Origin of the sequence: Dyella sp. (assembly GCF_036746095.1) — a bacterium.
Taxonomy (GTDB): domain Bacteria; phylum Pseudomonadota; class Gammaproteobacteria; order Xanthomonadales; family Rhodanobacteraceae; genus Dyella_B.
The window spans coordinates 52,991-78,747 of the sequence record NZ_DAIOEU010000008.1; the positions used below are offsets into that span (position 1 = coordinate 52,991).

Genomic DNA, 25,757 nt, shown 5'->3' on the forward strand with positions numbered 1-25,757 from the left:
GCCTTCACGATGGATTTCCTCAGTCCCCGCTTCATCATCCTCTACGTGCTGCTGGCCTTCGTGCTGTGCGTGCTGCTGGTCCACCTGCGCGGCCGCACGCGCCTGCGCTTCGATCGCCAGCTGGTCGACCATTCCGCCGTGTTCGCACCGTACAACCTGCTGATGTACGCCTTCTCGGCGGTACCGGCGCGGCCTATCCTGGATCGCAGCGGCTTTCCGCAATTGGATCTTTTGAAAGACAACTGGCAAACCATCCGCGACGAAGCGCTGCAGCTGTTCGACGATGGCCATATCCGCGCCGCCGAAAAGCACAACGACGCCAGCTTCAACAGCTTCTTCAAGCAAGGCTGGAAGCGCTTCTACCTGAAGTGGTATGGCGAGCCGCTGGCCTCGGCCGAAACGCTGTGCCCGAAAACCGTGACCTTGCTCAACTCCATTCCCACCATCAAGGCGGCGATGTTCGCCACGCTGGCGCCGAACAGCAAGCTCAACCCGCATCGCGATCCTTTCGCCGGCTCGCTGCGCTATCACCTGGGCCTGATCACGCCGAACTCGCGCGCCTGCCGCATCTTCGTCGACGGCGAAGAACACGCCTGGGGGGACGGCAAAGATGTCGTGTTCGACGAAACCTACGTGCACTGGGTGGAAAACAACACCGACCAGACGCGCGTGATCCTGTTTGCCGATGTCGAGCGTCCTCTGCGCACGCGGGCCATGGGCGCCATCAACCATCGCGTGGGGGCCTTTATGGGCAAAATCACCGCCTCGCCGAATACCGAATCGCCGGAAGAAAAAACCGGCTTCGTCAATCGCGTGTTCGCACTCAATGCGCGCAGCCGCGAGCGCAGCCGCATGTTCAAACGGAAGTTCCCGCGCCTGTTCCGCACGATAAAGTACATCGGCATGCTGATCTTCATCTGGCTGGTGTTCCTCGCGCCCTGGCCGTTCGTGCGCTGAGGCTTGTCACGTTTCCGGCAGCTCCAGCGTCCTGGCTCTAGGCCCTTACCGGAAACGACCATGGACGCAGCTACCGAACTCTTCCAGAAACACCGTCCGCGCCTGCTGGGCCTGGCCTATCGCATGCTCGGCACGCAAGCGGATGCCGAAGACGTACTGCACGACGCCTGGCTGCGCTGGCACGCGCAGGACCAAGCCAGCCTGGAAGATCCGGAAGCCTGGCTGGTCACCGTCACCACTCGCCTGGCGTTGGACCGGCTGCGCCGCGCCAAGGTCGAGCGCGCGCACTACACCGGCCCCTGGCTGCCCGAACCGCTGATCGAAACGCGGGAACAGCCTGATACGCAGGCCGAGCAGGCCGAAACGCTTACTCTTTCGTTCCTGATGCTGCTGGAACGCTTGAATCCCGAAGAGCGCGCTGCCTTCCTGCTGCGCGAGGTGTTCGACTATAGCCATGCGGAAGCTGCATCCATCCTTGGCATTACCGAAGAATCCTGCCGCCAGCGCGCGCACCGCGCCAAGCAGCGCCTGCACGATGAACGTGCACGCTTCACCACCAACCTGGAAACGCAACGGCGCCTGCTCGAGCGATTTGCGCAAGCCTTGCAGCAACCGACGGAAGCAAACCTGCGCGCGCTCTTTGCCGAAGATGCCGTGCATATTTCAGACGGCGGTGGCATCGTCACGGCGGCATTGCGCCCGTTGCTGGGCAGCGAACGCATTGCCCGCCTGTATCTGCAAGTGGCCAAGCAGGAAGACGGCCATACAGTGCGCCGCCAGCTGCGCACCTTGAATGGCGCGCCCGTGCTGCTCACGTGGGCAGATGGGCAACTGGTCACCGCATGCTGGATCGAGTGCGACGGCGAGCACATCATAGCCGTACATGCGCTGCGCAATCCGGAAAAACTGGCGCGGTTGGCCGCTGTCACGAAATCGCCAGGCGGTTCGTCCTTGCATTGAAACGGTCAATAACGGCCGTCCACATGAGGACTTAAAGCCATGTCACGTTTTTCCTATTACACCTATCCCGAAGCCTTGAAGCCGCTGTTTGCGATGAAGGCGCACATCGACAAATCCGGCCTTGAGAAGAGCCTCACCCATCTGGTGATGATGCGTGCATCGCAACTCAACGGCTGCGCCTATTGCATGGACATGCATAGCAAGGAAGCCCGCGCCGAAGGCGAAACCGAGCAGCGCCTGCATGTGCTGCCGGCATGGCGCGAAGCGCCGTTCTACAGCGATCGCGAACGCGCAGCGCTGGCATGGTGCGAAGCGGTAACGCGGCTCGATCCGCTGCACGGCGTGCCGGATGAGGTCTACGAGCAGGCGCGTGCGCAGTTCAGCGAGAAGGAGCTGATGGATCTGAATCTGCTGGTGATCATGATCAACGGCTGGAATCGCATCGCGATACCGTCGAAGACGGAGCCGAATTACAAGCTGCCGGAGCGCAAGGTGGCGTAACTTGCACAACGCCCCTCTCCCAAAGGGAGAGGGGCGCACAACGATTAAGCCTTCACCCGCTTGGCAATCGCCTCGCCAAAACTCTGCGTCGAACCCTTGCCGCCGATATCCGGCGTGACGTGGTCGCGATCGTTCGCCATGGTGTCGCGGATGGCCTCGCGCAGCTTGGTGCCCTTCTCCACCAGCCCCAAGTGATCGATCATGTCGGCAGCGGCAAGCAGCAACGCGCACGGATTGGCGATGCCCTTGCCGGCGATGTCCGGCGCGGAACCATGCACGGCTTCGAAGATTGCCGCGTGCTCGCCGATGTTGTCGCCGGGCGCAAGACCGAGACCGCCCACCAGGCCGGCACACAGGTCGGAAAGAATGTCACCGAACAGGTTGGTGGTGACGATCACGTCGAACTGCTCCGGACGCATCACCAGCTGCATGCAGGCGTTGTCCACGATCATCTCGTTGAACTCGATCTGCGGGAAATCCTTCGCAATATCACGCGCCACGTTGAGGAACAGCCCCGACGCGGTCTTGATGATGTTGGCCTTGTGCACGGCCGTGACTTTCTTGCGGCCTTTCTTCACCGCCATCTCGAAGGCATAGCGCACGATGCGCGCGCAGCCTTTGCGCGTTACGCGGATCATCGAGGTGGCAAGTTCGCCGTCTTCCGACAGCGTCTGCCCCTCGGAGAGATACGCGCCTTCGGTGTTCTCGCGCACCGTGATGATGTCGATGTTGTCGTAGCGCGCCTTGGTGCCGGGGAAGCTGATCGCCGGACGCACGTTGGCGTAGAGATCGAAGTGGCGGCGCAGCGTAACGTTGATCGAGGTGAAGCCACCGCCCACCGGCGTGGTCAGCGGCCCCTTCAGCGCTACCTTGTGCTTGGCGATCGCGTCGATCGTGGGCTTGGGCAGCAGATCGCCGTGCTTTTCGAGCGCGATCATGCCGGCTTCCACGGTGTCGTAGGTGAGACCGCAATCGAGCGCGTCGAGCACGTGCAGCGTGGCGGCCATGATCTCCGGGCCAATGCCATCGCCCGGGATCACCGCAATGGTCTTGCTCATGAGGGGAAACTCCTTGGGGAATGAAGCGGGGATGCCGGCGCGCTGAGACGAGGCGCCTGGCTGAAAACCGCGTAATTATCCCTGATGGGCTTGTCGGCGAATAGCCTGGGCGTGGCCACGGGGCGTTGCAAATGCTCGCATGGAGCATCGCCTTTATTCGAATGATGTGCTTTTCGCGTTCGCGTCCTCTCCCCTCTGGGGAGAGGATTGAGGTGAGGGGAGAGGGCTTGCCGCAACCTCCAATCAGAGCGCAGAGCGACGCTTCCATTTGCGCTCACCGCGAGGTTGCCTCTCACCCCAGCCCTCTCCCCAGAGGGAGAGGGAGTCAACCGCTACGGAGGTTACGCGTGCTCGCCGCAGCCTTCCGCCTGCCCGGCTGCCGCGCCCGCTTCCAGCTGATCCAGGAAATCCACCGCGCGGCGCAAATGCGGAATCACGATCGATCCGCCCACGACCAGGCCCACGCTGAACACTTCAAAGAATTCATCACGCCCCACCCCCGCTTCCTTGCACTGCGCCACGTGATAGCTGATGCAATCGTCGCAGCGCAGCACCATCGATGCGACCAAGCCGAGCATCTCCTTGGTCTTCACGTCCAGCGCGCCGGGTTTGTAGGTCTGCGTGTCCAGCGCGAAGAAACGGCGAACCACCTGGTTGTCTTCGGCCAGGATGCGTTCGTTCATGCGCTGGCGAAAGGCGGTGAACTCGGCGATGCGATCCTTCCCAGCGCTCATGCGGCCGCCCCCAGCAACTGGGCGAGTTTGCCGCTGCGGTCGGCGGCGACGAGGTCGTCGTAACCACCCACGTGCTGGTTGTTGATGAAGATCTGCGGCACGGTGCGGCGCCCGCCGCTGCGCTGGAGCATCAGGTCGCGCTGGGCCGGATCGGTATCCACCCGCACTTCTTCCCACGCCAGGCCCTTGGCCTTCAGCAGGTTCTTGGCGGCCACGCAGTACGGGCATACCGCGGTGGAATAAACTTCGATCTTGGGCATCACCAAAACTCCGGGATAACTTGCGGCATAGATGGCGGCAGCGGTGTCGAAAGCAAGCTGAACTGCCACACTGCCGAACGGTCTGAGTGCTATTGTCGTTCATCTATGACCATGCCGCATTCACCCTTCCGTTACCGCTTGCTCATCACGCTGGCCGCCGCCGGGGTGGCCTTGGGGGCAGGCGCGCAAGACAAGCCCGACGACGTCCGCTTGCCCGACCTCGGCAGTTCGGCCAACGCACTGATCTCACCGCAGGAAGCGCAGGATTACGGCGCCATGATGTTGCAGCAGATGCGTGCGCTGGACATGGTGGTGGACGACCCGCTGCTGGACGACTACATCAACAGCCTCGGTTTTCGCCTGGTCGCCAATTCGGCCAAGCCGAAGGACCACTTCGCGTTCTTTATCGCCAAGGACCCGGTCATCAATGCGTTTTCGGCGCCGGGCGGCTACATCGGCATCGATTCCGGCCTGATCGTCATCACGCGCAACGAAGACGAACTGGCCGCCGTGATGGCACACGAAATCGGCCATATCACGCAAAACCATCTGCAACGCGCGTATGAATCGGCCAAGAAGGACACGCCGCTGATGGCGCTGGTCGCGCTCGGCGCGATCGCCGCGGGCGGTGCCGCCGGCGGCCAGGCCGCGGCAGCCGCCTTGCTGGGCGGGCAGGGCGTGCTGATGCAGAAGCAGATCAACTTCACTCGCAAGGATGAAGCCGAAGCCGATCGCACTGGCATCGAAACGCTGGCCAAGTCCGGCTATGACCCCAACGCCATGGCCGGCTTTTTCCAGCGCATGGAAGACCAAATGAGCGCCGACTCCGGCGGCTTCCAGGTACCCTCCCTGTTGCAGGATCACCCCGTCACCGCCGAACGTATCAGCGACGCCAAGTCGCGTGCCGGCGCGTTGATTGCCGCCCAGAAATTGCAGCCAAACGGCAACCTGCTCGACAAGAATCGCTGGGTACAGCAAACCGCCCCGATCGCCTACGTGAAAGACCCGACCACCCTGCTCCCTGTGAAGCGCAGCGCGGGCTCGAGCCCCAGCACGTATCTGCTGATGCGCGAACGCGTGCGCGTGCTGTCCGATGACGCCTATCGCATGAGCAACTACTACGCCAGCCTGCTCGGCCGCCAGGATGGCCGCTACAACACGCCGGAGAATCACTACGGGTACGCGCTGGCGCTCACGCGCAGCGGCCAGGGCGCCAAGGCCATCGTGCAATTGCAGCCCCTGCTGGACAAGTCGCCGGACAACCTCATCGTGCGCCTGGCGATGGCCGATGCACGCCTGCAGGCCGGCGAACGCGCCTCCGCGCTGAGCATCTACGCCGCACTCAACACCGAATCGCCGCGCAACAAGGCCATTGGCCTGGCCTACGCCAATGCGCTCAACTTCGGCGGCAACAAGGAACAGGCTGCCCAGGCCGCCGAACTGCTGCGCCCGATGCTGGAAGACGCGGACGAGCCCAGCCTGTTCACCGCCTATGCCCGCGCGGCGGAAACAGCCGGGGAGAAAGTCCGCGCGGGCGAAGCCTACGCCCAGGCCAGTTACTTGTCCGGGCGGCCGTTCGATGCCATGGAACAATTGAAGGGGCTGCTCAAGCGCAACGACCTGGACTACTACGCGCGCGCCCGGATCCAGGCCCACATTGCCGAGCTCACCCCGCTGGTGATGGAACTGCGCAAGCGGCGGATCTCCACGGATGACAATCCGGATGGCACCGACCAGACGCAGCAACAGTTCGGGCCGGGCTGCAAGGACAGAGTTTGTTTCAGCATGGGAGCCGATAGCCGCTAAGTGGGTTCCATTGAGCGAACTCAACCGATCCAATGGCCTCGGGCACGCCCCAAGGCATTGTTTTCACAGCCTGTCATTGGCTCGTAACATTGCACCGCTGCAATATTTGCGTCATAGGCCACCCTCCGGACCTTAGCGTGCACAAACGCATCCTGATTGTTGAAGACGAAGCTTCCATCCGCGACATGGTCGCCTTCGCCCTGCGCAAGGCCGGCATGGACACCGCGCAAGCGGCGGACGCCCGCACCGCGCAAGTGGCCATCGCCGAACAGGTGCCCGACCTGATCCTGCTGGACTGGATGCTACCCGGCACCAGCGGCCTGGATCTGGCCCGCCGCCTGCGCAAGGAAGAACTGAGCCGCGAGATCCCCATCATCATGCTCACCGCGCGCGGTGAGGAAATGGACCGTGTCAACGGCCTGGAAGCCGGCGTGGACGACTACGTGGTCAAGCCCTTCTCCACCCGCGAGCTGATCGCCCGCATCAAGGCCGTGCTGCGGCGCAGCCAGGGCGATGACGGCTCGGGCATGGTGGAACTGGGCCGGCTGCGCATCGACGGCCCGGCGCATCGCGTGTTTGCCGGTGATGAACCGGTACCGATCGGCCCGACCGAGTACCGCCTGCTGTACTTTTTCATGACCCATCCGGAACGCGTCTATTCGCGTGCGCAGTTGCTGGACCATGTGTGGGGCGGCAGCGTGTATGTGGAGGAACGCACCGTCGACGTGCACATCCGCCGCCTGCGCAAGACGCTCGAACCGTGGAAGCTGGAAGACATGGTGCAGACCGTCCGAGGTGCCGGCTATCGCTTCTCGGCCAGCCCTTGAGGCAAGCATCGACATGAAGACCCCGGTCGCAGGCGCCTGGAAACTTCCCCTCGCGCTGGCCGGCGGGTTGCTTGTGGGCGCATGGGGCGGCTGGCTGGCTGGCGGCCACGTCGCGACCGGTGTGGCGCTCATCGCGGTAGCAGAGATTGTCTTGTTGTTGACGCATTTGCGTCACATTGCTAAGCCCATCATGAGCTTACCGTCCGACCCCACGGTGGGTACCTCGGACTCCTCCCGCCATGACCGATTCATGATGCGCTCCCGACGCCTAGCCGCCAATCTGCATGATCTACGCCGTGCCGCAGGCAGCCTGCCGGACGCGATCGTGCTGCTCGACCAGGACCAGCACGTGCGCTGGTTCAACCATGCCGCCGAAAGCCTGCTCGGCCTGCGCCGCCCGCAAGATCGCGGCGTGGTACTGAGGGAGCGCCTGCACAACTCCGAGCTGGCCGGCTGGCTGGAAGAACCCTCGCCCGAACCGCTCAACGACGTCAGCGCGCCGGGCGCGCCCAGCCGCCACATCAACGTGACCTTGCTGCCGTTCGGCGCGCGCCAGCGCCTGCTGTTGGCGCGCGACATCAGCCACATGTCGCGGCTGGAGCAGATTCGCCGCGATTTCGTGGCCAACGTGTCGCACGAACTACGCACGCCGCTCACCGTGATTCACGGCTACCTGGAACTGCTCGATCCCGAAGACGTGCCGCACCTGGCGCCCGTGCTCAACGAGATGCGCGCGCAGTCCAAGCGCATGGGCCAGATCGTGGAAGACCTGCTTACGCTGTCGCGCCTGGAAACGCAGGACCACGTCAGCGAAGAACGCGTGCCGATGGCGCCGCTGCTGGCCACGCTGCGCAAGGAAGCCGAGGCCCTGAGCCAGGGCCGCCACAGCATTACCATGGAAAACATGGCGAACATCGACCTGCTCGGCTCGCCCAAAGACCTGCACAGCGCGCTCTCCAACCTGGTCAGCAATGCGGTGCGCTACACCCCCACCGGCGGGCGCATCACCATTCGCTGGGAACGCACCACGGAAGGCGCCAGCTATTCGGTCACCGACACCGGCTACGGCATTCCCGCCGACCACTTGTCGCGCCTTACCGAGCGCTTCTACCGCGTCTCCTCCAGCCGTTCGCGCGACAGCGGCGGCACAGGCCTCGGGCTTTCGATCGTCAAGCATGTGCTGGGCTTGCATCAGGCGCGCATGGATATCCGCAGCATGCCGGGCCAGGGCTCCACCTTTACCTGCTGCTTTGGACGCGAGCGCTTGCTGGAGCCGGAGATGCATGAGTCCCGGTCCGCGGAAACCTGAAATGTCTCTTTTGGCCCTCATGCCCGCTTTCGCGGGCATGAGGGCCAAAAGATTGAAGGGCCCATTACAAAACGTTGAACGTCTACCTACAAACACATAGGCGCCGTGCCGGCTCCTGGGTAAGAATGTGTGGATGCCGCGCCGTCAAGCCACCCAACCCGCCGTTGCCGAAACGCCCCAGCCCGAGCTGTTCCTGAGCCGCGAACTGGCCACGCTCGAGTTCAATTTCCGCGTACTGGCGCAAGCGCGCGATGTCCGCATTCCGCTGCTGGAGCGCCTGCGCTACCTCAGCATCGTCGCCAACAACCTCGATGAATTCTTCGAAGTGCGCGTGGCGATGCTCAAGCACCATCACCAGTTCGGCTCGGCCGCGCCGGGCCCCGACGGGATCCCATCCGGCGAACTGCTGGCACGCATCCGCGAACGCGTGCTCGACCTGGTCAGCGCGCAATACACCACCTGGCAGGACGAACTCGGTCCCGCACTCGCCGCCGAAAACATCCATTTCCTCACGCGCGCGCAGTGGACGCCGCGCCAGCGCCGCTGGCTGCACGGCTACTTCGAAAACGAAGTACTGCCGGTGCTGTCGCCACTGGGACTCGATCCGGCGCATCCGTTCCCGCGCATCCTCAACAAGACGCTCAACATCGCCGTGGTGCTGCAGGGCCGCGATGCATTCGGCCACGAGGGCCATATGGCGCTGGTGCGCGCCCCACGCTCATTGCCGCGCATCATCCGCATTCCCAACGAGGTGTGCGGCCCAGGCGATCACTACGTGTTCCTGGCCGAGTTGCTGCAGTCCTTCGTCGACATGATGTTCCCCGGCTTCAAGGTGGCCGGGTCGTACCAGTTCCGCGTCACCCGCAACAGCGAGCTGATCGTGGAAGAGGAAGAAGTGGACAACCTCGCCCGTGCCTTGGCAGAAGAACTGCACGGGCGCGGCTACGCGCGGCCGGTGCGCCTGGAAATCGGCGCCGATTGCCCGCAATCGATCGTGTCGATGCTGATCGGCAACTTCGATCTCGAAGAAAGCGACGTCTACCGTTGCAACGGCCCGGTCAACATCATCCGCGCCGGGCTGGTGTATGACGAACTCGACCATCCCGCGCTGAAATTCCCGCGCTTCACCTCTGCCCTGCCGGCGGCATTGAGCGGCGGGCGGAAAATCTTCGACGTGCTCAACCAGCGCGACATTCTTCTGCATCACCCGTATGAGTCCTTCAACGCAGTGGTCGATCTGTTGCGCGAGGCGGTGCAGGATCCCGATGTGCTGGCGATCAAGCAGACGCTGTACCGCGCCGGCAAGGACACGCCGCTGGTGGATTTGCTGATCGAAGCGGCGCGCAGCGGCAAGGACGTCACCGTGGTGATCGAGCTGCGCGCACGCTTCGACGAAGAAGCCAACATTCGCTTCGCCACCCAGTTGCAGGAGGCCGGCGTGCAAGTGGTGTACGGCGTGGTGGGCTTCAAGACGCACGCCAAGATGATGCTGATCGTGCGGCGCGAAGATGGTCATCTGCGCCGCTACGTGCACCTGTCCACCGGCAACTACCATCAAGCCAACAGCCGGTTGTATACCGACATCGGCCTGATGACCGCCAATCCGGAATTCGGCGACGACCTGCACAAGATCTTTCAGCAGCTCTCCGGCCTCGGGCCGATGATCAACCTCAAGCGCCTGCTGCATTCGCCCTTCACGCTGTACAAGAACGTGGTGGAAAAGATCGAGCGCGAAACGGCCTACGCACGCAACGGCAAGCCGGCACGCATCGTCGCCAAGCTCAACGCCATGAACGAACCGCACGTGATCGAGGCGCTTTACGCCGCCGCGCAGGCCGGGGTGGAAATCGACCTGATCGTGCGCGGCGCCTGCACGTTGCGGCCGGGCCTGCCGGGTGTATCCGAACGCATCCGAGTGCGCTCGATCGTGGGGCGTTTCCTTGAGCACAGCCGCGTGTACTGGTTCGCCAACGATGGCGAGCCGGAGCTCTATTGCGCCAGCGCCGATTGGATGGAGCGCAACCTGATGCGCCGCATTGAGGTGGCCTTTCCGATCCTCGATCCGCAGCTAGCCGCACGCATATATGAGGAAACGCTCGCCAACTACCTCGCCGACAACACGCATGCGTGGTTGCTGGAGAGTGACGGCCGTTATACGCGCGCCACCCCGGGCGAGGACACGCCGCATTCGGCGCAGGAGGCGTTGCTGGCGAAGCTGTGCAGCGCGGTGGTGGCGCCGGTTCGTCCTGCGCTTCCGACCAGGCTGCGGGAAGATCATTAGCGCGCACGCTGGGATGGAATCCCGGCGTTTTATTGCCTCCCGATGCCGGGATTGTCACCTCAACCTGCAAGCCCAGGGTTGATGATGTCGGCATCCATGCGAGAATCGCCGACAGTTCGAACAGAGCATCTCTATGAGCCTCGGTGACCAGATGCAGATCAAGGATGGCGAGCTCATGGCCGCCGTCGACATCGGCTCAAACAGTTTCCATATGGTCGTTGCCCGCATGGAGCACGGCGAACCGCGGGTGATCGACCGTCTGCGCGAAACCGTGCGCATGGCCGCCGGCCTGCGCGCGGATGGCACCCTGGATGCCGAACATCGCGCCCGCGCGCTCAATTGCCTGGCTCGCTTCGGCCAACGCATCGCCGGCATTCCCACTGCCCGCGTGCGTGCGGTGGCCACCAACACGGTGCGCCGGCTTGCTTCGCCGCAGGCATTTCTTACCGCAGCGGAAGCGGCGCTCGGCCATCCGGTGGAAGTGGTGTCCGGCCGCGAGGAAGGCCGCCTGATCTTCCTGGGCGTGTCGCACGACCTGCCCACTTCGCGCGAACCCCGGCTGGTGATCGACATCGGCGGCGGCAGCACCGAGTTCATCATCGGCCGCGGCCTCGCCCCGCTGCACACCGAAAGCGTTCAGGTCGGCTGCATTGCCTCCACGCAGCGCTTCTTCCCCGGCGGCAAGCTCACGCGCAAGCGTTGGCAGCGTGCACGTGGCGAGATCGGCGTGTTGCTGCAGCAGTTCGCGGAGGAATACCTGGAAGCCGGCTGGACCGATGCCTTCGGCTCGTCCGGCAGCGCCAAGGCCATCGGCGCCGTGGTGCAGGCGATGAAGTTCTCCGACCACGGCGTCACCCCCGCTTCGCTCGCCACCTTGCGCGATGCGCTGCTGGAGCAAGGCCAGATCAGCACGCTGAAACTGCCGGGCCTCTCGGAAGACCGTGCGCCGGTATTTGCCGGTGCGGTGGTGATTTTCGAAGCCGCCTTCGCCGCGCTCGGCATCGAACGCCTGCAGGTATGCGAAAGCTCGATGCGCGAAGGGTTGCTGTGGGATCTGATCGGCCGCGCCGGCGGCACCGATCCACGTACCTCCAGCATCGATGCCCTGGCCAACCGCTACGGCGTGGATCGCGCGCAGGCGCGGCGCGTGGAATCCACCGCGCTGATGTTGTTCGATCAGGTCGCACCCAGCTGGAAGCTGGACGGCGAAGCACGCGAATGGCTGTCGTGGATCGCGCGCGTGCACGAAATCGGCCTGGCCATCGCGCACAGCCAGCATCACCAGCATGGCGCCTACATCCTGCGCAACGCCGACCTGGCCGGTTTCTCCAAACAGGAACAGCATCTGCTCGCCACCATCGTGCAGGCGCATCGGCGCAAACCGGACAAGGCCAGCTTCTCCACCTTGCCGCAACGCTATCGCCAGCTCGCCCGCTATATCACGGCCCTGTTGCGCCTGGCGGTGCTGTTCCGCCGCGCGCGCCGCCCCGAATCGCTGCCGCCACTACGCCTGTCGGCCAGCGCCCAGCGCCTGGGCCTGAGCTTGCCGGCCGCATGGGTGGAACAGCACCCGCTGACGCAGGCGGACCTGGAGCAGGAAACCACGCCAATGGCGGAGCTGGGCGTGGCTTTGTCGATTAGCACGACGTGACGAGAAGCAACCGGGTAGGCGGGATGAAATCCCGGCTTCCCTTCCTCTTCAGGTGCTTGGATTTCATCCCAGCCTGCCCACCCGCGTATCATGCGCGGACATTTCAGCGTACCGCCCCCACATCATGCCCAAGTACCTGCTGACTGCCCTCTTCCTGTTCGCTGCGCCGCTGGCCGTTGCGCAGACCGCCAAGCCCGCTGCTACCACCCCCGCTCCCGCTCCCACGTCCGCGGCCGCCAATCCGGAAGTGACGCTGCACACCTCGCAAGGCGACATCACGCTGGAGCTGTACGCAGACAAATCGCCCAAGAGCGTGGCGAACTTCCTGCGCTACGTGCACGAAGGTTTTTACGCCGGCACGGTGTTCCACCGCGTCATCCCCGGCTATCTCATTCAAGGCGGCCTCTACACCGCCGAGTTGCAACCGCGCCGCACGCATTCACCCGTACCCAGCGAAGCGGACAACGGTCTTTCCAATTTGCGCGGCACCGTCGCCGTTGCGCGCGGCGCGGACCCGAATTCGGGCACGTCGCAGTTCTTCGTCAACCTGGTGGATGACCGCCGCCTGGACTATGTCGGCAATCAGAGCGGCCTCACCTGGGGTTACACCGTGTTCGGCAAGGTGATCAAGGGCATGGACGTGGTCGACAAGATCGCCGCACTGCCCACGCATGCACAGGGACCGTTCGCTGCGGACGTACCCACGCCGCTGGTGGTGATCGAAAGCGCAAGCGTGATCGGCGAGGAAGCGCCGGCCGCACCCGCCACGGTTGCAAAACCAGCCCCGGTGAAACCGGCGCCGGCACCGCGCAAGTCAAAAAAATGACCGCACTGTTCATTTCCGACCTGCACCTGGACGATAGCCGTCCGCATATCACGTCGCTATTCGAGCACTATCTCGCGGGCGACGAAGTCCGCCAGGCCGATGCGCTGTACATCCTCGGCGACCTGGTCGAGGCATGGGTGGGCGACGATGACGACGCCAAGCTTCCCAATCGCATCGCACGCGCCACCACGGCCGTACGCGATGCCGGCGTGCCGGTGTATTTCATCGTCGGCAACCGTGATTTCCTGCTCGGCGAAACCTACGCCAAACGCGCCGGCATGACACTGATCGAAGACGGTGCCGTGCACGATCTGTACGGTACCCCCACGCTGTTGATGCACGGCGACGTGCTCTGCACCGACGACGTCGCCTACCAGCAACTGCGTCGCCAACTGCGCTCGCCGGAGTGGAAAGCGCAAGTACTGGCCATGCCATTGGAGGCGCGCCGCACCCTGGCCGCGAAAGCTCGTGCCGAAAGCCGCAGCTACACCAGCGGCGCGGACGAAACACTGATGGACGTGAACGCCGACGCGGTCGCCCAGGCCATGCACAACGCAGGCGTGACGCACCTGATCCACGGGCACACGCATCGCCCTGCGATTCATCATTTTCAATTGGACGGCCAAACGGCAGAACGCATCGTGCTGGGTGATTGGTACGAGCAAGGCTCGGTGTTGCGCGTCGGCCCGGAAGGCAGCCAGTTGCGCACCATCAGCGACTGACGACAAGGCGCGTCATGCCCACCGGCAACGCGGGCTGGGCCGCAAACCTGCCCATGCGTGCGTAGGAATAGAGCACCCCTTCTGAAGGCGCACCCGCAGGCCGTTTTTCAGCTGCGCCCGACAGACCCGGCATCAAGCTCCGCTTAGCGTATGGTCTATTTCCTCGACCTCACGCCCATGACACCTCTCTCACTCACGTTCAATCGCATCTTCGATGCGCCAGCAGAAAAACTGTACAACATCTTCACCAGCAAAGAGGCCATCCAGAGCTGGTTCGGCCCCGAAGGTTTTAGCATCCCGCGCGCCGATATCGATGCGCGAACCGGCGGCAAATACCGCTACGAAATGCATTCGCCGGCCGGCGCGGTATACATGGTGGTCGGCGAATTCCGCGAACTTGTTCCGCACGAAAAAATCGCCTTCACCTGGGCCTGGCTGGCAAACGGCGAGCTTGGCCCGGAAACGCTGGTGACCCTGCATTTCGCCGAACGCGGAGAACGCACCGAGCTGACCCTCGACCATGCCGGTTTTGCCAGCGAGGACGTGCGCGATTCGCATCAAGGCGGCTGGACCTCCTCCCTCGAAAGCCTCGCGCATATGCTGGCCGGCAAGCCGCAACCGACGGAAAGCCGAATCAGCGTGGTGGGCGACCCGCGCAGCACGTACGTGCGTTCGGTGCGCATGGCGCTGATCGAAAAAGGCATCTCCTATACCCTCGACCCGCAGCCACCGCATAGCGACGTCGTCAACACACTCAACCCCTTCGGCAAAATCCCCGCCTTCCGCGCCGGCGATTTCGTGCTGTTCGAATCGCCAGCCATCCTGCGCTACATCGACGAAGCCCATCCGGGCCCCAGGCTGATGCCGGACACGCCGGCTGAGCGGGCCAGGGCCGAACAATGGATCAGCAGCATCAACTGCTACGGCTACGACGCCATGATCCGCCGTTTCGTCTTGCAATTCGCGTTGCCGAAGGGCCCCGGCGGCACACCGAATCGCGCCGTGATCAACGGCGCCATCGTCGACATGCACAAGCAGCTGACGATTCTCGATCGTGCGTATGGCGAGCGGGACTACCTCGTCGGCGAACGGCTAAGCCTTGCCGACCTGGAGCTGGCGCCGATCATCGCGTACCTGGCCAACCATCCTGAGAGCAAAGACATCCTCGCTTCGTTTGCCAATGTGATGCGCGGGCACGAGGTGATCGCACGCCGTGCAAGCTTTGCGCAAACCGCGCCGCCCGGGTTCTGACGACGGTTGCGTAGCTGGGTTGCCTTGATCCGGGGGTAACCCAACCTGCAAAGAAAAACGGCCACCCGGATGGGTGGCCGTTTGCCCGGCAATAGCGAAGCTAACGATTACTTCTTCGCAAACAAATGCTCGACACCCGCGCGCTCTTCGCGCAGTTCCTTATCCGTGGCATCCATACGTGCACGCGAGAAATCGTTGATCTCCAGACCCTGCACGATTTCGTACTTGCCGTTCTTTACCGTCACCGGGTAGCCGTAGATCACGCCCGGCTGGATGCCGTAGGAACCGTCGGACGGAATGCCCATCGACACCCAGTCACCTTCGGCGGTGCCCAGCGCCCAGGTGCGCATGTGATCGATCGCGGCGGACGCGGCCGAAGCAGCTGAGGAAGCACCACGCGCCTTGATGATCGCGGCGCCGCGCTGCTGCACCGTGGGAATGAATTCCTTCTCGTACCACGCCTGGTCGACCAGGCTCAGCGCCGGCTTGCCGCCGACGGTAGCGTGGTGCAAGTCCGGATATTGGGTGGAGCTGTGGTTGCCCCAGATGGTGACCTTCTTGATGTCGGTGGTGTGCTTGCCGGTCTTTTCGGCGAGCTGCGACAACGCGCGGTTGTGGTCCAGGCGCACCATCGCGGTGAAGCACTTCGGATCGAGATCGGGCGCATTCTGCTGTGCGATCAGCGAGTTGGTATTGGCCGGGTTGCCGACCACCAGCACGCGCACGTCGCGCTTGGCGTGATCGTTCAGCGCCTTGCCCTGCGGCGCGAAGATGGCGCCGTTGGCTTCGAGCAGATCCTTGCGCTCCATGCCCGGACCGCGCGGACGCGCACCGACCAGCAGGGCGTAATCGACATCTTTGAAAGCGACATTGACGTCATCGGTGGCGACCACGCCGGCCAGCAGCGGGAACGCGCAATCGTTGAGCTCCATCACCACGCCTTGCAGCGCAGGCAGTGCGGGCGTGATTTCGAGCAAGTGCAGGATCACCGGCTGATCCGGACCGAGCATGTCGCCGGCGGCAATACGGAACAGCAGGGCGTAACCGATCTGGCCGGCTGCGCCGGTCACGGCAACACGAACGGGGGCTTTCATCGTGGCAACTCCTTCAGGTGCATAAAACGACAAAGCCCGCGTCGTAACGACGCGGGCCGGGTGAACACATCAACTCAGCTCGGCGAAGAACTCGGCAATACGTGCAAGGCCTGGCTCCAACTGTGCCGTGGGGCAGGTGTAGGAAATGCGCATGGCACGCGGTTCGCCAAAGGCCGAGCCCGGTACGCACGCCACGCCTTTGGCGCCCAGCAAGGCGGCGCAGAAATCCACGTCGGTTTCGATGCGCGTGCCGTCGTGGCTCTTGCCGAACGCCACCGAGATATCCGGGAACGCATAGAACGCGCCTTGTGGTCGCGGGCACACCACGCCGGGAATCTTCGCCAGCGCCGCCAGCACCACGTCGCGCTTGCCTGCGAATTCCTTGCACTTGGCTTGTGGCACGTCTTGCGGACCGCTGAAGGCGGCAATGGCTGCCGCCGCGATCACTTCCGGCACGCTGGTGATGTGATTGGAATTGAGCGTGGTAACTGCCTTGGCCACGTTCTCCGGCCCGGCGATCAGACCGACGCGCCAACCCGGCATGCCGTAGGTCTTGGAAATCGAATCGACGAAGATCAATCGATCGCGCAATTCCGGCCGCGCGAACACGAAGTTGTGATAGCCGATGCCATCGAACACCATCGAGTTATAGATGTCGTCGGTGACGATCCACGTATCCGGATACTTCACCAGCACGTCCGCCAGCGCGGCGATTTCCTCGCGCGTGTAGACCATGCCGGTGGGGTTGGACGGGTTGTTGAACAGGAACACTTTCGGCTTGCGCCCCAGCGCGGTTTCCAGCTGCTGCGGCGTGAGCTTGTAGTTCTGGTCGGGACCACAATGCAGCACGTTGGCTTTCGCACCGACGATGTCGGCGATATCACGATAGGTGGTCCAGTACGGTGCCGGGAAGCAGATCTCGTCGCCGTCGTTGAGCAATGCCTCGGCCAGGTTGTACAGCACCTGCTTGGCGCCGATGCCCACCGACAGGTTCAACCGTCCGTAGCCGGTAAAGCCCAATGCCTCGATGTGCTTGAGGAACGCATCCAGCAGCGCATCCGAACCGCGGTTGCTGCCGTATTGGCCGCTGTCATGCGAGAGCGCCTCGCGGGCTGCTGCGTATACATGTTCGCCAGGCAGGAAGTTCGGCACGCCGATCGAGAAGCTGATGATGTCGCGGCCGGCGGCCTTGAGCTGCTTGGCCGTTTCGGCGATGACCATGATCGCGCTGGGTTTGGCGCGGCCGATGCGCTGGGCGAGCTGGGGCATGGCTTTCCTCGATGGGGTGCAGGACAGCAAACCGGCGGATTTTAGCATGTAGCGATGCGTGGTCCCGCGAGGACGGAGGGACAGACCCAGAAAATTCCTGTTGATCCAGGATCGCTCGCTGGCATGATGGCGCGGGGCCGCCGCAAGACCGGGCGGAGGGGTGTCATGTGATCAACAGCAACGTCTTTCAAGACGCAAGGGGATATCCATGTTCAGTATCATCTGGTCGATCATTGTCGGTTTCATCGTCGGTCTTATCGCCCGCTGGATCGTGCCGGGCGCCGAGCACATGGGGTTCATCATGACCACCATCGTGGGTATCGTCGGTTCGGTCATCGGCGGCTTCATCGGCATGTTGTTCAAGAAGCCGGAGCCAGGGCAGAAATTCCACACGGCAGGCTTCATCATGTCGATCGTCGGCGCGATCGTCCTGTTGTATCTGCTGCGCTTCATCCAGCACTGAGGCCGGCCGTTTCTTGCAGGCAACAAAAAAGCACGGCGGTTTTTCCGCCGTGCTTTTTTTGTTCAGCGCGTACCGCTCAGGCGGGGCGTGCGGCGAGCAGCTTTTCGGCGAGACCGCCCAGTATGGAGAGGTCGAAACCCCCACCGCTCGCAGGCACCTGGCCATCCGGCGTGGCGTGATCCACCGCATGCGGCAATACCTGCGCCAACTGGCCGATCAACTGGCCCGGATCGACGCCCAGCTTGCCGGCTGCATGGTTGACCACCGAATCCAGGCCGGTCTTCTGCAACACCTGATTGAGTTGATCGCCGGAGATGGCCTGGTTGGCACCGCTGCCGATCCAGGACTGCACCGCATCGCCCAAGCCGTGCTGCTGCAACTTGTCGGCCAGGCCCTGCACGCCACCGGCCTGCTGGATCAACTGTCCGGCCATCGAAATCAGCGAACCGGCACCCTCACCCTGATTGCCGCCTAACAGACTGCCCAAACTGTCGAGTAACGACATGGCTGTTCTCCTTTGGGAATGAATCCAAGCAGGTGGATTCTATGTGGACGTGCCTACACATGCGTAACAGTGGCGTGAAAGCACGGGCTTCTTCAACATACCGCTGCCCGAAGGCGCCGGCTCGCCGGAAACCCCGCAACCGTCATGCCCGCGAAAACCGAGATGACGAGCAGAAGTTGCTGGCGATGGGAAGCGGCACTCAACCGCGCTGATCAAGCACCATGTTCCACTCTTTCACGCGCTCGGCCTGCGCCGCCAGCAAGGCATCCACGTCGCCTTCCACCGTCACTTTCTCGATGGTGTCGCCCTGCTTGATCGCATCGACCACCTTCTGGTCGTCACCGCCGGCCACTTCGCCGAACACGCTGTGCTTGCCGTCGAGCCAGGGCGTGGCCCCATGGGTGATGAAGAACTGGCTGCCGTTGGTACGGGGACCGGCGTTGGCCATGGACAGGATGCCCGGCTTGTCGTGCTTCAGCGTGGGATGGAACTCGTCTTCAAAGCGGTAGCCCGGGCCGCCGCGGCCACTGCCTTCCGGGCAACCGCCCTGGACCATGAAGTCGGGGATCACGCGGTGGAACGACAGGCCATCGTAATAACCGCGACGCGCCAGGTTGACGAAACTCGCCACCGTCACCGGAGTCTTGTCTTCGTGCAGGCGCAGGTGAATGGGGCCTCGGTTGGTAGTGATCGTGACATTGATGGCCATGGGTATTCCTTGAAGGTTCTGCGGAGCTCGGATGCCCCGAAGGGCTGCGGCCAGCAAGGATAACGCCAGCGAAGGCCGGTTGTAACAAGTCGGGCCATATCCCCTTGGGCCGGATGAAATGCCAGCACCAGAAACCACAAGAAGCTGCGATTTCATCCCCGTCGTGCGGCACGGTCATCACAAGCCAAGCATGCCCTTCTGCAACGCCCCGGCACCACGCGCCGTGCCCGCGGGTGTCGGCAACGCGGACGGCCAAGGCTGACCCTGGAACAGATGCGCCCACAAGCGATCGAGTGCCACATAGCCATAAGGAAGCAACGGCAGATGCTTGTCGCCAAACCCCGGCAACGCCAGGAACGCATCGAAGTGCTGCGCATAGGGCACCTTCCAATACAACGGCTGCCGGCCTTCCGCCTCCAGCCACGCCACATAGGGTTCGGAGGTAAACGCGGTCGGCAGCAAACCATCGCTCGCCCCGTGCAACACCCACATCGGCAAATCCTTGCGCGGCAACTTCGCCGCCAGTGCACGCACCGATGCATGCAAAGCCCGCGCATCGGCATCGTTGCCTGTCCACAGTTTGCGCAGGCATGTGATACCGACCAGATGCGGATCGGCGCTTGCATCGGTACCACCGAGCAGGCCGATGCCATGGCCCGGCGGAATGCCGGACCCATCCGCCCACCAACTCGCGCGCGTGGCTTCGTCGGCGACGGCCGGCTTGCCGTTGACCACGGCAGCATAGTGATAACCGCACGGCATGTTGGCGGCATCGCGATGCAGATAGGCCGACGCATACGCCGCGCCGATTGCACGCCACAAATCCAACGCGGTCGACGCCGCCGCGGTGGCCATCGCCTGATCCGTCCATCCCGCGCGGCGCAGATGCGCATGCGCTTGGGCCGCCTGCTGCTCGGGAGCGGCGGCTTTCAGCAGACCTTGCGCATGCAGGCTCGCGCAACGCGCAGCCCATGCCACATGGGGCGCACCGTTGGCATCGCGTGCAAACGGCGCCGAGGCAAAGCGCGCATCCATCAAGGCGCACGGCAGCCACATCGCCGCTTCGGTGGCGTAGTCATACAGCGCGCTGCCGCGGTCAGGCATGTGCACGTTCGGCTCCAGCGCCACGACGCCAGCGAGCATGTGATGCGCATCCGCTCCCGCCGCCTGCAACACTGCGCCGCCGCCGTTGGAAAGCCCGGTCGCGATGATCCTGGTGTTCTGCGGCGTAAACGGCGCCTGCGCGGGAAACGCACGATCCAGCATCGCCAGGCCGAATTGCGCCGCCTGCAACACATCGCGTCCCCAATCGGCCTCGGGATTGTCGCCCGAATGCGCGTGCTTGAAAGCTATGCCCTCGCCTTTCGTTTCGGCCGGCTCGAACTCCAGCATCGCCGTGCCGCGCTTGGCGCGTTCGCCATTCAACGCCACGCCACTGTTGTCGGCGTAGTCGAAATAACCGGAGCCGGTGCCTTTGTCGGTATACGCCACCGCGCATCCGCGCGGGAGGGCCCATGCACCGGCGAGTGCGATCGCGCCGTAAACACCGCGCGACCCGGACGACGCCGTCACCACCAGGCAGCGATGCGCGTGGTCGAAATGATCCGGCACCTGCACCAGCACCCGATGCGGTTGATACGCGCCGGGAATTTTTGCGAAGGCCTGGTATTCGCGCCCTGGCACATCGGGCACGCCACCGTAAACCGTGCCATATCCTCCCAGCGGACCGAGATCGGCAATGCCCTTCCAGCTCGTCTGGATCGCACGCCGGCGCAGTTCCGGCGAGGTGGGATGGGCCGGGTTGGCAAATGGTGCCGGCGCCCCTTTCAGGCCATCGAGACCGAGGCCCGAACTGAGTAAATCATCGTGGTCGCGATGCGTGGTGACGCTCACTTCGCCTTGCACGAAATCGACCCCTTGCATCGAAGGTTCCTTTGCAAACGCCTGCGTGGCCCAGTCAAAAGAGGCCGGCGCGGCGATGCTCTTCAACGAGTAATGGATGGTCGTTTTCCCGCCATAGCAAGCCCGCGCCGGGCTGCCATCGCACGAAAGTACAACATGCCGCGCCGCATCTGGCGACAGCGCCGGCCACGGTCATGTCCGCGCCCGCGGATCTTGCTGCACGCCTCGCACGTTTGGCCAAGCAGTCATACCGCGTGCGGGCATGGCTTGCGGAAGGTTTCTCAACAAGCAAATTGCCGACCGTTTCGGAATTGAGGAGCGCACGGCGAAAGCGCATGCAACCGCGATCAAGAAGGTGGCGGTATTTGTGGTGACAGGCGTGTTCCATCTCGCCTGCCGGGCATGGGTTTCGCACCGCGGCGTGTACATCCGCCTGCGCGCTTGCCAATGTCATGCACGCCGGGCAAGCTGCGCGCCTTTCAAGCACGCGGAGCCGCCATGTCCAAGCAAACGAACATCCTGCAGATCCTTCCCGCCAACGGCTGGGTTGCCGTCTACGACGAAAGCGGCGAAGAAAGCGCCGCCGCCCTGGTCTGTTTCGCCCTGGTGGAAATCCTCGACGGCGGCAACAAGGCACAAGCCGTGCGCCCGATGTGCGCCGACGGCAAGCACATCGTCTTCGCCGACGAGGCCGCCAACTTCGTGCGCGTCGAAGAGCTGGCGCAGTTCGAAGAAGATGAAGAGGACGAAGAAGAAGAGGAAGACGTGGAGGCCTGACAGTCATTGCACAAGCAATGCTTACGCGAAGAACAAGCCAGTTAGCGGCGCATGCGCCGCTAACTGGCCGCGCAGGACGCGCGCCTGCCCTTCACGGACTTGGCGGGCATGGATGCCCGCCAAGCGCGTCCGTTGGAGTGGCCTTCTCCTTGGTTACTTTCTTTTACCCCGGGCATGCTGCCCCTCAGCCCTTCGGGCCAGCATGCGCTGTTCGCCCGCGTTCCCGAAGCGGGTGGGGGCACGCAAAGAGAAAGTGACCAGGTCCCATTAGGGACCGAAAGCGCCGCAGGCAATGCTTCAAGTCGCGAAATGACGCGGCAAGGCGAAGATCAAAATGGATTCCCGCTTGCGCGGGAATGACGGCCCCGTGGCGAATACATCGATCCCTCAAGGTTGACCCTCCACCCCAGCCCTCTCCCCGGAGGGAAGAGGGAGCAAAAGCCCCCGCAAGCAACCTGTCACATAACCCCGTATAATCCACAGGTTAACCCTGACCAAAACCTGTGCGGCGGCCCTACAGCCCGCCCAAGCCTGGCACTCATGTCCATCGAAAATCTGCGCAATATCGCCATCGTCGCCCACGTCGACCACGGCAAAACCACCCTCGTCGACCAGCTGCTGAAGCAGTCGGGCACCCTGTCCGAACGCACCGTGCTGGCCGAACGCGTGATGGACAGCAACGACCAGGAAAAAGAACGCGGCATCACCATCCTGGCCAAGAACACCGCCATCACGTGGCGTGAAAACCGCATCAACATCGTCGACACCCCAGGCCACGCCGACTTCGGCGGCGAGGTGGAGCGCGTGCTGTCGATGGTGGACACCGTGCTGATCCTGGTCGACGCGATGGACGGCCCGATGCCGCAGACCCGCTTCGTCACGCAGAAGGCATTCGCGATGGGCTTCAAGCCGATCGTGGTGGTCAACAAGATCGACCGTCCGGGCGCCCGTCCGGAATGGGTCGTGGAGCAGGTGTGGGATCTGTTCGACCGCCTCGGCGCCACGCCGGAGCAGATGGAATTCCCGATCGTCTACGCCTCGGCGCTGAACGGCTACGCCTCGCTCGACCAGGACGCCCGCGAAGGCGACATGACGCCGCTGTACCAGGCCATCATGGACCACGCGCCGAAGCCGGAAGTGGATCCGGACGGTCCGTTCCAGATGCGCATCAGCCAGCTGGACTACAACAACTTCGTCGGCGTGATCGGCATCGGCCGCATCCAGCGCGGCACGCTGAAGAAGAACATGCCGGTGGCCGTGATCGACCGCCACGGCAAGAAGCGCCAGGGCAAGGTACTGCAGGTGCTCGGCTTCCTGGGCCTTGAGCGCATCGAGCAGGACAGCGCCGAAGCCGGCGACATCGTCGCCATCTCCGGCATCCAGGAACTCACCATTTCCGACACCGTGTGCGCGCTGGACAAGCCCGAAGCGCTGCCGGCCCTGACCGTCGACGAACCGACGATCAGCATGACCTTCCAGGTGAACAACTCGCCGTTCGCCGGCAACAAGGACCTTTCTGGCGGCAAGTTCCTCACCAGCCGTCAGCTGAAGGACCGCCTGGAGCGCGAGCAGGTGCACAACGTGGCGCTACGCGTGGAACAGGGCTCCGACGCCGACAAGTTCCTGGTCTCCGGCCGCGGCGAACTGCATCTGTCGGTGCTGATCGAGAACATGCGCCGCGAAGGCTATGAACTGGCCGTGTCGCGTCCGGAAGTGATCATCAAGGAAATCGATGGCCAGAAGATGGAGCCGTTCGAGCAGCTGGTGGTCGACGTGGAAGAAATCCACCAGGGCCCGGTGATGGAGCGCCTGGGCGTGCGCAAGGGCCAGCTGAAGAACATGGAACCGGACGGCAAGGGCCGCGTGCGCCTGGAATATATGATTCCGGCGCGCGGCCTGATCGGCTTCCAGAACCAGTTCAAGACCCTCACCCAGGGTTCGGGCCTGCTGTTCCACGTGTTCGACCATTACGGCCCGAAGGAAGAAGGCCAGATCGCCAAGCGCCTCAACGGCGTGATGATCGCGAACGCCGGCGGCACCACGCCCGCCTATTCGCTGGGGCCGTTGCAGGAGCGCGGCAAGCTGTTCGCCGCCGAAGGCGACAACGTGTACGAAGGCCAGCTGGTCGGCATCCACGCCAAGGACAACGACCTCACCGTCAACGCGATCAAGCCCAAGCCGCTGACCAACATGCGTGCCTCGGGCAAGGACGATGCCATCCAGCTGACCCCGGCGACCAAGTTCTCGCTGGAACAGGCGCTGGACTTCATCGACGACGACGAGCTGGTCGAAGTGACGCCGAAGGAAATCCGCCTGCGCAAGAAGCACCTGACCGAGAACGATCGCAAGAAGGCTTCGCGTAGTGCTGGTTGACGGGAACGCGTGAATTGAATGGAAAAGCCGCCGCAAGGCGGCTTTTTTATGGCTTATCGAACCCGCCGCTGCCTCTGGGAGGGAGGCGAGTTCGGGCGCAAGCATAGCTTTGACACCTCGTCATTCACCCTGCAGCATCGCCACCGCACCCGGGCCTGTTTGTCACTGACTCATGACCACAACGCCGAAACGCCATCGCAAGCTCCTGCCATGCCTGCTACTGGCAACGTTACCGCTGTGCTCGCACGCCGGCGATGCCCCGCTCTTCATTCCCCAATGGCTCGGCGCGCAATACACCTTCGTCGACCAGAACCAGTCGCGCGTGCACTCGCCCTACGCGAGCCCGCTCAGCCTGAAACCAGACGGCTCCACGGCGCGCTCACATACTTTTGGCGCCTACTTCGGCATCGCCCTGCCCTGGCACTTCCAGTACTACTGGGACGTGGAAATGTTCAAAGGCGAAGGCGTGAGCAACGCCACCGGAATGGGCGGACTCACCAACGGCGACATCATCCGCTCCGGTGTGTCCAGCCTGGGCAAGCGGCCCTACGTGGCGCGCAACTTTGTACGCTGGGTGCTGCCCTTGGGCGACGAAACGACCGACGTGCAGCGCGGCCAGGATCAGTTGCCCGGCCGCGAAGCGGTCAAGCACATCGAAGTGAAAATTGGCTTGATGGCCGCCAACGACGACTTCGACAAGAACCGCTACGCCAACGCCACGCGCACGCAGTTCATGAACTGGTCGCTGTGGAACAACACGGCCTGGGATTTTGCCTCCGATACGCGCGGCTATACCGACGGCGTGATGATCGGCTGGATGATGAAGGGCTGGGCGCTGCGCTATGGCATCTATCGCATGCCGGTGGAAGCGAATGCACAGGCGCTGGTGAAATCACTCGGCGCATCGAGCGGACAGCAGCTTGAATTGACGTTGCAGCCGAAACCCGATGGCTGGGCGCTGCGTTTGCTCGGGTATTACGACAAGGGCAACTTTGGCTTTTACCAACAAGCCATCGAGATCGCCCAACTCACCGGGCAGGTGCCCGATATCCATGCCGATGACAAGCCTGGCCGGCACAAGTTCGGCTTCGGCATCAACGGCGAGCTGCCGGTTGCGGACAACGGCGACACCGGTTTCTTCATGCGTGCCGGGTGGAACGATGGCCATGCAGAATCCTTCGTCTTCACCGAGGTCGACCGTTTGCTCAGTGGCGGCTTTCAGTTATCCGGCGCGCATTGGCATCGTTCGGATGACCGGCTTGGCGTAGGCATCGCCATCGACGGTATCTCGCGCGAGCATGCCCGGTATCTGCAGCTGGGCGGCCAGGGTTTTCTGCTCGGCGATGGTGGGCTGCGTTATGGGCCGGAGCAGATTGCCGAGGTGTATTACAGCATCGCGGTAGTCGATCACCTCACCATCAGCCCGGATCTGCAGTTCATCCGCAATCCTGGCTACAACCGCGATCGTGGGCCGGCGCGATTTGCGGGTTTGCGGGCGCACGTTCAATTTTGACGCCCGCGT

23 protein-coding genes are annotated in these 25,757 nt (G+C 63.4%); 15 read left to right on the plus strand and 8 right to left on the minus strand.

Features of this window, described 5'->3' with window-relative positions; translation table 11 throughout:
* Positions 1-33: 33 nt before the first annotated feature.
* From V7M64_RS05745 to V7M64_RS05755, 3 genes are read left to right on the plus strand one after another with little or no spacing between them, the layout of a single operon-like run.
* Positions 34-957 (plus strand): aspartyl/asparaginyl beta-hydroxylase domain-containing protein, encoded by a 924-nt coding sequence (locus V7M64_RS05745; RefSeq protein ID WP_333677780.1) that lies wholly within the window; start codon positions 34-36, stop codon positions 955-957.
* A 60-nt stretch (positions 958-1,017) separates the two neighbouring features.
* Complete coding sequence (sigJ, locus tag V7M64_RS05750) at positions 1,018-1,917, plus strand: RNA polymerase sigma factor SigJ (RefSeq protein WP_333677692.1); 900 nt, start codon at positions 1,018-1,020, stop codon at positions 1,915-1,917.
* Between the two features lie 39 nt (positions 1,918-1,956).
* Positions 1,957-2,418 (plus strand): carboxymuconolactone decarboxylase family protein, encoded by a 462-nt coding sequence (locus tag V7M64_RS05755; protein WP_333677694.1) that lies wholly within the window; start codon positions 1,957-1,959, stop codon positions 2,416-2,418.
* A gap of 44 nt (positions 2,419-2,462) precedes the next feature.
* On the opposite strand, the gene V7M64_RS05760 is transcribed toward V7M64_RS05755, so the two are convergent.
* From V7M64_RS05760 to grxC, 3 genes are all read right to left on the minus strand, one after another.
* Positions 2,463-3,476 (minus strand): isocitrate dehydrogenase, encoded by a 1,014-nt coding sequence (locus tag V7M64_RS05760; protein WP_333677696.1) that lies wholly within the window; start codon positions 3,474-3,476, stop codon positions 2,463-2,465.
* 341 nt (positions 3,477-3,817) lie between these two features.
* Entirely contained in the window at positions 3,818-4,210 is a 393-nt protein-coding gene (locus V7M64_RS05765) for a carboxymuconolactone decarboxylase family protein (RefSeq protein WP_333677697.1), read from the minus strand.
* Positions 4,207-4,470 (minus strand): glutaredoxin 3, encoded by a 264-nt coding sequence (gene grxC / locus V7M64_RS05770; RefSeq protein WP_333677698.1) that lies wholly within the window; start codon positions 4,468-4,470, stop codon positions 4,207-4,209. The genes V7M64_RS05765 and grxC overlap by 4 nt, the downstream gene beginning before the upstream one ends.
* A 111-nt stretch (positions 4,471-4,581) precedes the next feature.
* On the opposite strand from grxC, the gene V7M64_RS05775 reads away from it, so the two are divergent.
* The 8 genes from V7M64_RS05775 (at position 4,582) to V7M64_RS05810 (ending at position 15,143) form a co-directional block, all read left to right on the plus strand.
* The gene (locus tag V7M64_RS05775) at positions 4,582-6,276 is read left to right on the plus strand and encodes a M48 family metalloprotease (RefSeq protein ID WP_333677700.1); all 1,695 of its coding nucleotides are present in this window, start codon (positions 4,582-4,584) and stop codon (positions 6,274-6,276) included.
* Between the two features lie 137 nt (positions 6,277-6,413).
* Entirely contained in the window at positions 6,414-7,103 is a 690-nt protein-coding gene (phoB, locus tag V7M64_RS05780) for a phosphate regulon transcriptional regulator PhoB (protein WP_333677702.1), read from the plus strand.
* Between the two features lie 250 nt (positions 7,104-7,353).
* Positions 7,354-8,412, plus strand: a complete 1,059-nt coding sequence (phoR, locus tag V7M64_RS05785; RefSeq protein ID WP_333677782.1) for a phosphate regulon sensor histidine kinase PhoR — start codon at positions 7,354-7,356, stop codon at positions 8,410-8,412.
* A 133-nt stretch (positions 8,413-8,545) separates the two neighbouring features.
* Positions 8,546-10,693 carry a polyphosphate kinase 1 gene (gene ppk1 / locus V7M64_RS05790; RefSeq protein WP_333677704.1) on the plus strand — a complete coding sequence of 716 codons (2,148 nt, stop codon included), beginning with the start codon at positions 8,546-8,548 and terminating at the stop codon, positions 10,691-10,693.
* A 133-nt stretch (positions 10,694-10,826) separates the two neighbouring features.
* Positions 10,827-12,344 (plus strand): Ppx/GppA phosphatase family protein, encoded by a 1,518-nt coding sequence (locus tag V7M64_RS05795; protein ID WP_333677706.1) that lies wholly within the window; start codon positions 10,827-10,829, stop codon positions 12,342-12,344.
* A 124-nt stretch (positions 12,345-12,468) separates the two neighbouring features.
* Entirely contained in the window at positions 12,469-13,170 is a 702-nt protein-coding gene (locus tag V7M64_RS05800) for a peptidylprolyl isomerase (RefSeq protein ID WP_333677707.1), read from the plus strand.
* Positions 13,167-13,892 carry a UDP-2,3-diacylglucosamine diphosphatase gene (gene lpxH, locus V7M64_RS05805; protein WP_333677709.1) on the plus strand — a complete coding sequence of 242 codons (726 nt, stop codon included), beginning with the start codon at positions 13,167-13,169 and terminating at the stop codon, positions 13,890-13,892. Before V7M64_RS05800 ends, lpxH begins: the two co-directional genes overlap by 4 nt.
* Before the next feature lie 177 nt (positions 13,893-14,069).
* Positions 14,070-15,143 (plus strand): SRPBCC domain-containing protein, encoded by a 1,074-nt coding sequence (locus V7M64_RS05810; RefSeq protein ID WP_333677710.1) that lies wholly within the window; start codon positions 14,070-14,072, stop codon positions 15,141-15,143.
* Positions 15,144-15,250: 107 nt separating this feature from the next.
* Here V7M64_RS05810 and V7M64_RS05815 read toward each other — a convergent pair whose 3' ends face one another.
* Positions 15,251-16,237 (minus strand): malate dehydrogenase, encoded by a 987-nt coding sequence (locus tag V7M64_RS05815; protein WP_333677711.1) that lies wholly within the window; start codon positions 16,235-16,237, stop codon positions 15,251-15,253.
* Between the two features lie 69 nt (positions 16,238-16,306).
* On the minus strand, positions 16,307-17,506 hold the full coding sequence (locus V7M64_RS05820; RefSeq protein ID WP_333677713.1) for an aminotransferase class I/II-fold pyridoxal phosphate-dependent enzyme: 1,200 nt from the start codon (positions 17,504-17,506) through the stop codon (positions 16,307-16,309).
* Between the two features lie 208 nt (positions 17,507-17,714).
* Here V7M64_RS05820 and V7M64_RS05825 point away from each other — a divergent pair, with 208 nt between their 5' ends.
* Positions 17,715-17,969: a GlsB/YeaQ/YmgE family stress response membrane protein gene (locus tag V7M64_RS05825; protein WP_333677714.1), complete on the plus strand. Its 255-nt coding sequence runs from the start codon at positions 17,715-17,717 to the stop codon at positions 17,967-17,969.
* A 76-nt stretch (positions 17,970-18,045) separates the two neighbouring features.
* Here V7M64_RS05825 and V7M64_RS05830 read toward each other — a convergent pair whose 3' ends face one another.
* The 3 genes from V7M64_RS05830 to V7M64_RS05840 all read right to left on the minus strand — a co-directional run bounded on the left by V7M64_RS05830 (position 18,046) and on the right by V7M64_RS05840 (position 21,106).
* Positions 18,046-18,474 (minus strand): YidB family protein, encoded by a 429-nt coding sequence (locus V7M64_RS05830; protein WP_333677715.1) that lies wholly within the window; start codon positions 18,472-18,474, stop codon positions 18,046-18,048.
* A 199-nt stretch (positions 18,475-18,673) separates the two neighbouring features.
* Entirely contained in the window at positions 18,674-19,183 is a 510-nt protein-coding gene (locus tag V7M64_RS05835; RefSeq protein WP_333677717.1) for a peptidylprolyl isomerase, read from the minus strand.
* Positions 19,184-19,360: 177 nt separating this feature from the next.
* A complete protein-coding gene (locus tag V7M64_RS05840) occupies positions 19,361-21,106 on the minus strand; it encodes a 3-hydroxybutyrate oligomer hydrolase family protein (RefSeq protein ID WP_333677719.1) in 1,746 nt (581 codons plus the stop codon).
* A 477-nt stretch (positions 21,107-21,583) separates the two neighbouring features.
* On the opposite strand from V7M64_RS05840, the gene V7M64_RS05845 reads away from it, so the two are divergent.
* The 3 genes from V7M64_RS05845 (at position 21,584) to V7M64_RS05855 (ending at position 25,748) form a co-directional block, all read left to right on the plus strand.
* On the plus strand, positions 21,584-21,862 hold the full coding sequence (locus V7M64_RS05845; protein WP_333677720.1) for a hypothetical protein: 279 nt from the start codon (positions 21,584-21,586) through the stop codon (positions 21,860-21,862).
* 540 nt (positions 21,863-22,402) lie between these two features.
* Positions 22,403-24,235, plus strand: coding sequence for a translational GTPase TypA (gene typA / locus V7M64_RS05850; protein ID WP_333677721.1), 1,833 nt, complete (start codon positions 22,403-22,405; stop codon positions 24,233-24,235).
* Between the two features lie 172 nt (positions 24,236-24,407).
* Positions 24,408-25,748, plus strand: coding sequence for a carbohydrate porin (locus V7M64_RS05855; protein WP_333677723.1), 1,341 nt, complete (start codon positions 24,408-24,410; stop codon positions 25,746-25,748).
* Positions 25,749-25,757: the final 9 nt, after the last annotated feature.

Excerpts from the sequence above, each read along its gene's own strand:
- V7M64_RS05830 (WP_333677715.1), bottom strand. The coding sequence starts at position 18,474 with ATGTCGTTACTCGACAGTTTGGGCAGTCTGTTAGGCGGCAATCAGGGT.
- lpxH (WP_333677709.1), top strand. The coding sequence starts at position 13,167 with ATGACCGCACTGTTCATTTCCGACCTGCACCTGGACGATAGCCGTCCG.
- phoR (WP_333677782.1), top strand. The coding sequence starts at position 7,354 with ATGATGCGCTCCCGACGCCTAGCCGCCAATCTGCATGATCTACGCCGT.
- V7M64_RS05760 (WP_333677696.1), bottom strand. The coding sequence starts at position 3,476 with ATGAGCAAGACCATTGCGGTGATCCCGGGCGATGGCATTGGCCCGGAG.
- sigJ (WP_333677692.1), top strand. The coding sequence starts at position 1,018 with ATGGACGCAGCTACCGAACTCTTCCAGAAACACCGTCCGCGCCTGCTG.
- V7M64_RS05810 (WP_333677710.1), top strand. The coding sequence starts at position 14,070 with ATGACACCTCTCTCACTCACGTTCAATCGCATCTTCGATGCGCCAGCA.
- ppk1 (WP_333677704.1), top strand. The coding sequence starts at position 8,546 with ATGCCGCGCCGTCAAGCCACCCAACCCGCCGTTGCCGAAACGCCCCAG.
- V7M64_RS05795 (WP_333677706.1), top strand. The coding sequence starts at position 10,827 with ATGAGCCTCGGTGACCAGATGCAGATCAAGGATGGCGAGCTCATGGCC.
- V7M64_RS05825 (WP_333677714.1), top strand. The coding sequence starts at position 17,715 with ATGTTCAGTATCATCTGGTCGATCATTGTCGGTTTCATCGTCGGTCTT.
- V7M64_RS05755 (WP_333677694.1), top strand. The coding sequence starts at position 1,957 with ATGTCACGTTTTTCCTATTACACCTATCCCGAAGCCTTGAAGCCGCTG.
- V7M64_RS05845 (WP_333677720.1), top strand. The coding sequence starts at position 21,584 with ATGTCCAAGCAAACGAACATCCTGCAGATCCTTCCCGCCAACGGCTGG.
- V7M64_RS05855 (WP_333677723.1), top strand. The coding sequence starts at position 24,408 with ATGACCACAACGCCGAAACGCCATCGCAAGCTCCTGCCATGCCTGCTA.
- V7M64_RS05840 (WP_333677719.1), bottom strand. The coding sequence starts at position 21,106 with ATGCAAGGGGTCGATTTCGTGCAAGGCGAAGTGAGCGTCACCACGCAT.
- V7M64_RS05800 (WP_333677707.1), top strand. The coding sequence starts at position 12,469 with ATGCCCAAGTACCTGCTGACTGCCCTCTTCCTGTTCGCTGCGCCGCTG.
- V7M64_RS05835 (WP_333677717.1), bottom strand. The coding sequence starts at position 19,183 with ATGGCCATCAATGTCACGATCACTACCAACCGAGGCCCCATTCACCTG.
- V7M64_RS05815 (WP_333677711.1), bottom strand. The coding sequence starts at position 16,237 with ATGAAAGCCCCCGTTCGTGTTGCCGTGACCGGCGCAGCCGGCCAGATC.
- typA (WP_333677721.1), top strand. The coding sequence starts at position 22,403 with ATGTCCATCGAAAATCTGCGCAATATCGCCATCGTCGCCCACGTCGAC.
- V7M64_RS05765 (WP_333677697.1), bottom strand. The coding sequence starts at position 4,210 with ATGAGCGCTGGGAAGGATCGCATCGCCGAGTTCACCGCCTTTCGCCAG.
- V7M64_RS05775 (WP_333677700.1), top strand. The coding sequence starts at position 4,582 with ATGCCGCATTCACCCTTCCGTTACCGCTTGCTCATCACGCTGGCCGCC.
- V7M64_RS05820 (WP_333677713.1), bottom strand. The coding sequence starts at position 17,506 with ATGCCCCAGCTCGCCCAGCGCATCGGCCGCGCCAAACCCAGCGCGATC.
- grxC (WP_333677698.1), bottom strand. The coding sequence starts at position 4,470 with ATGCCCAAGATCGAAGTTTATTCCACCGCGGTATGCCCGTACTGCGTG.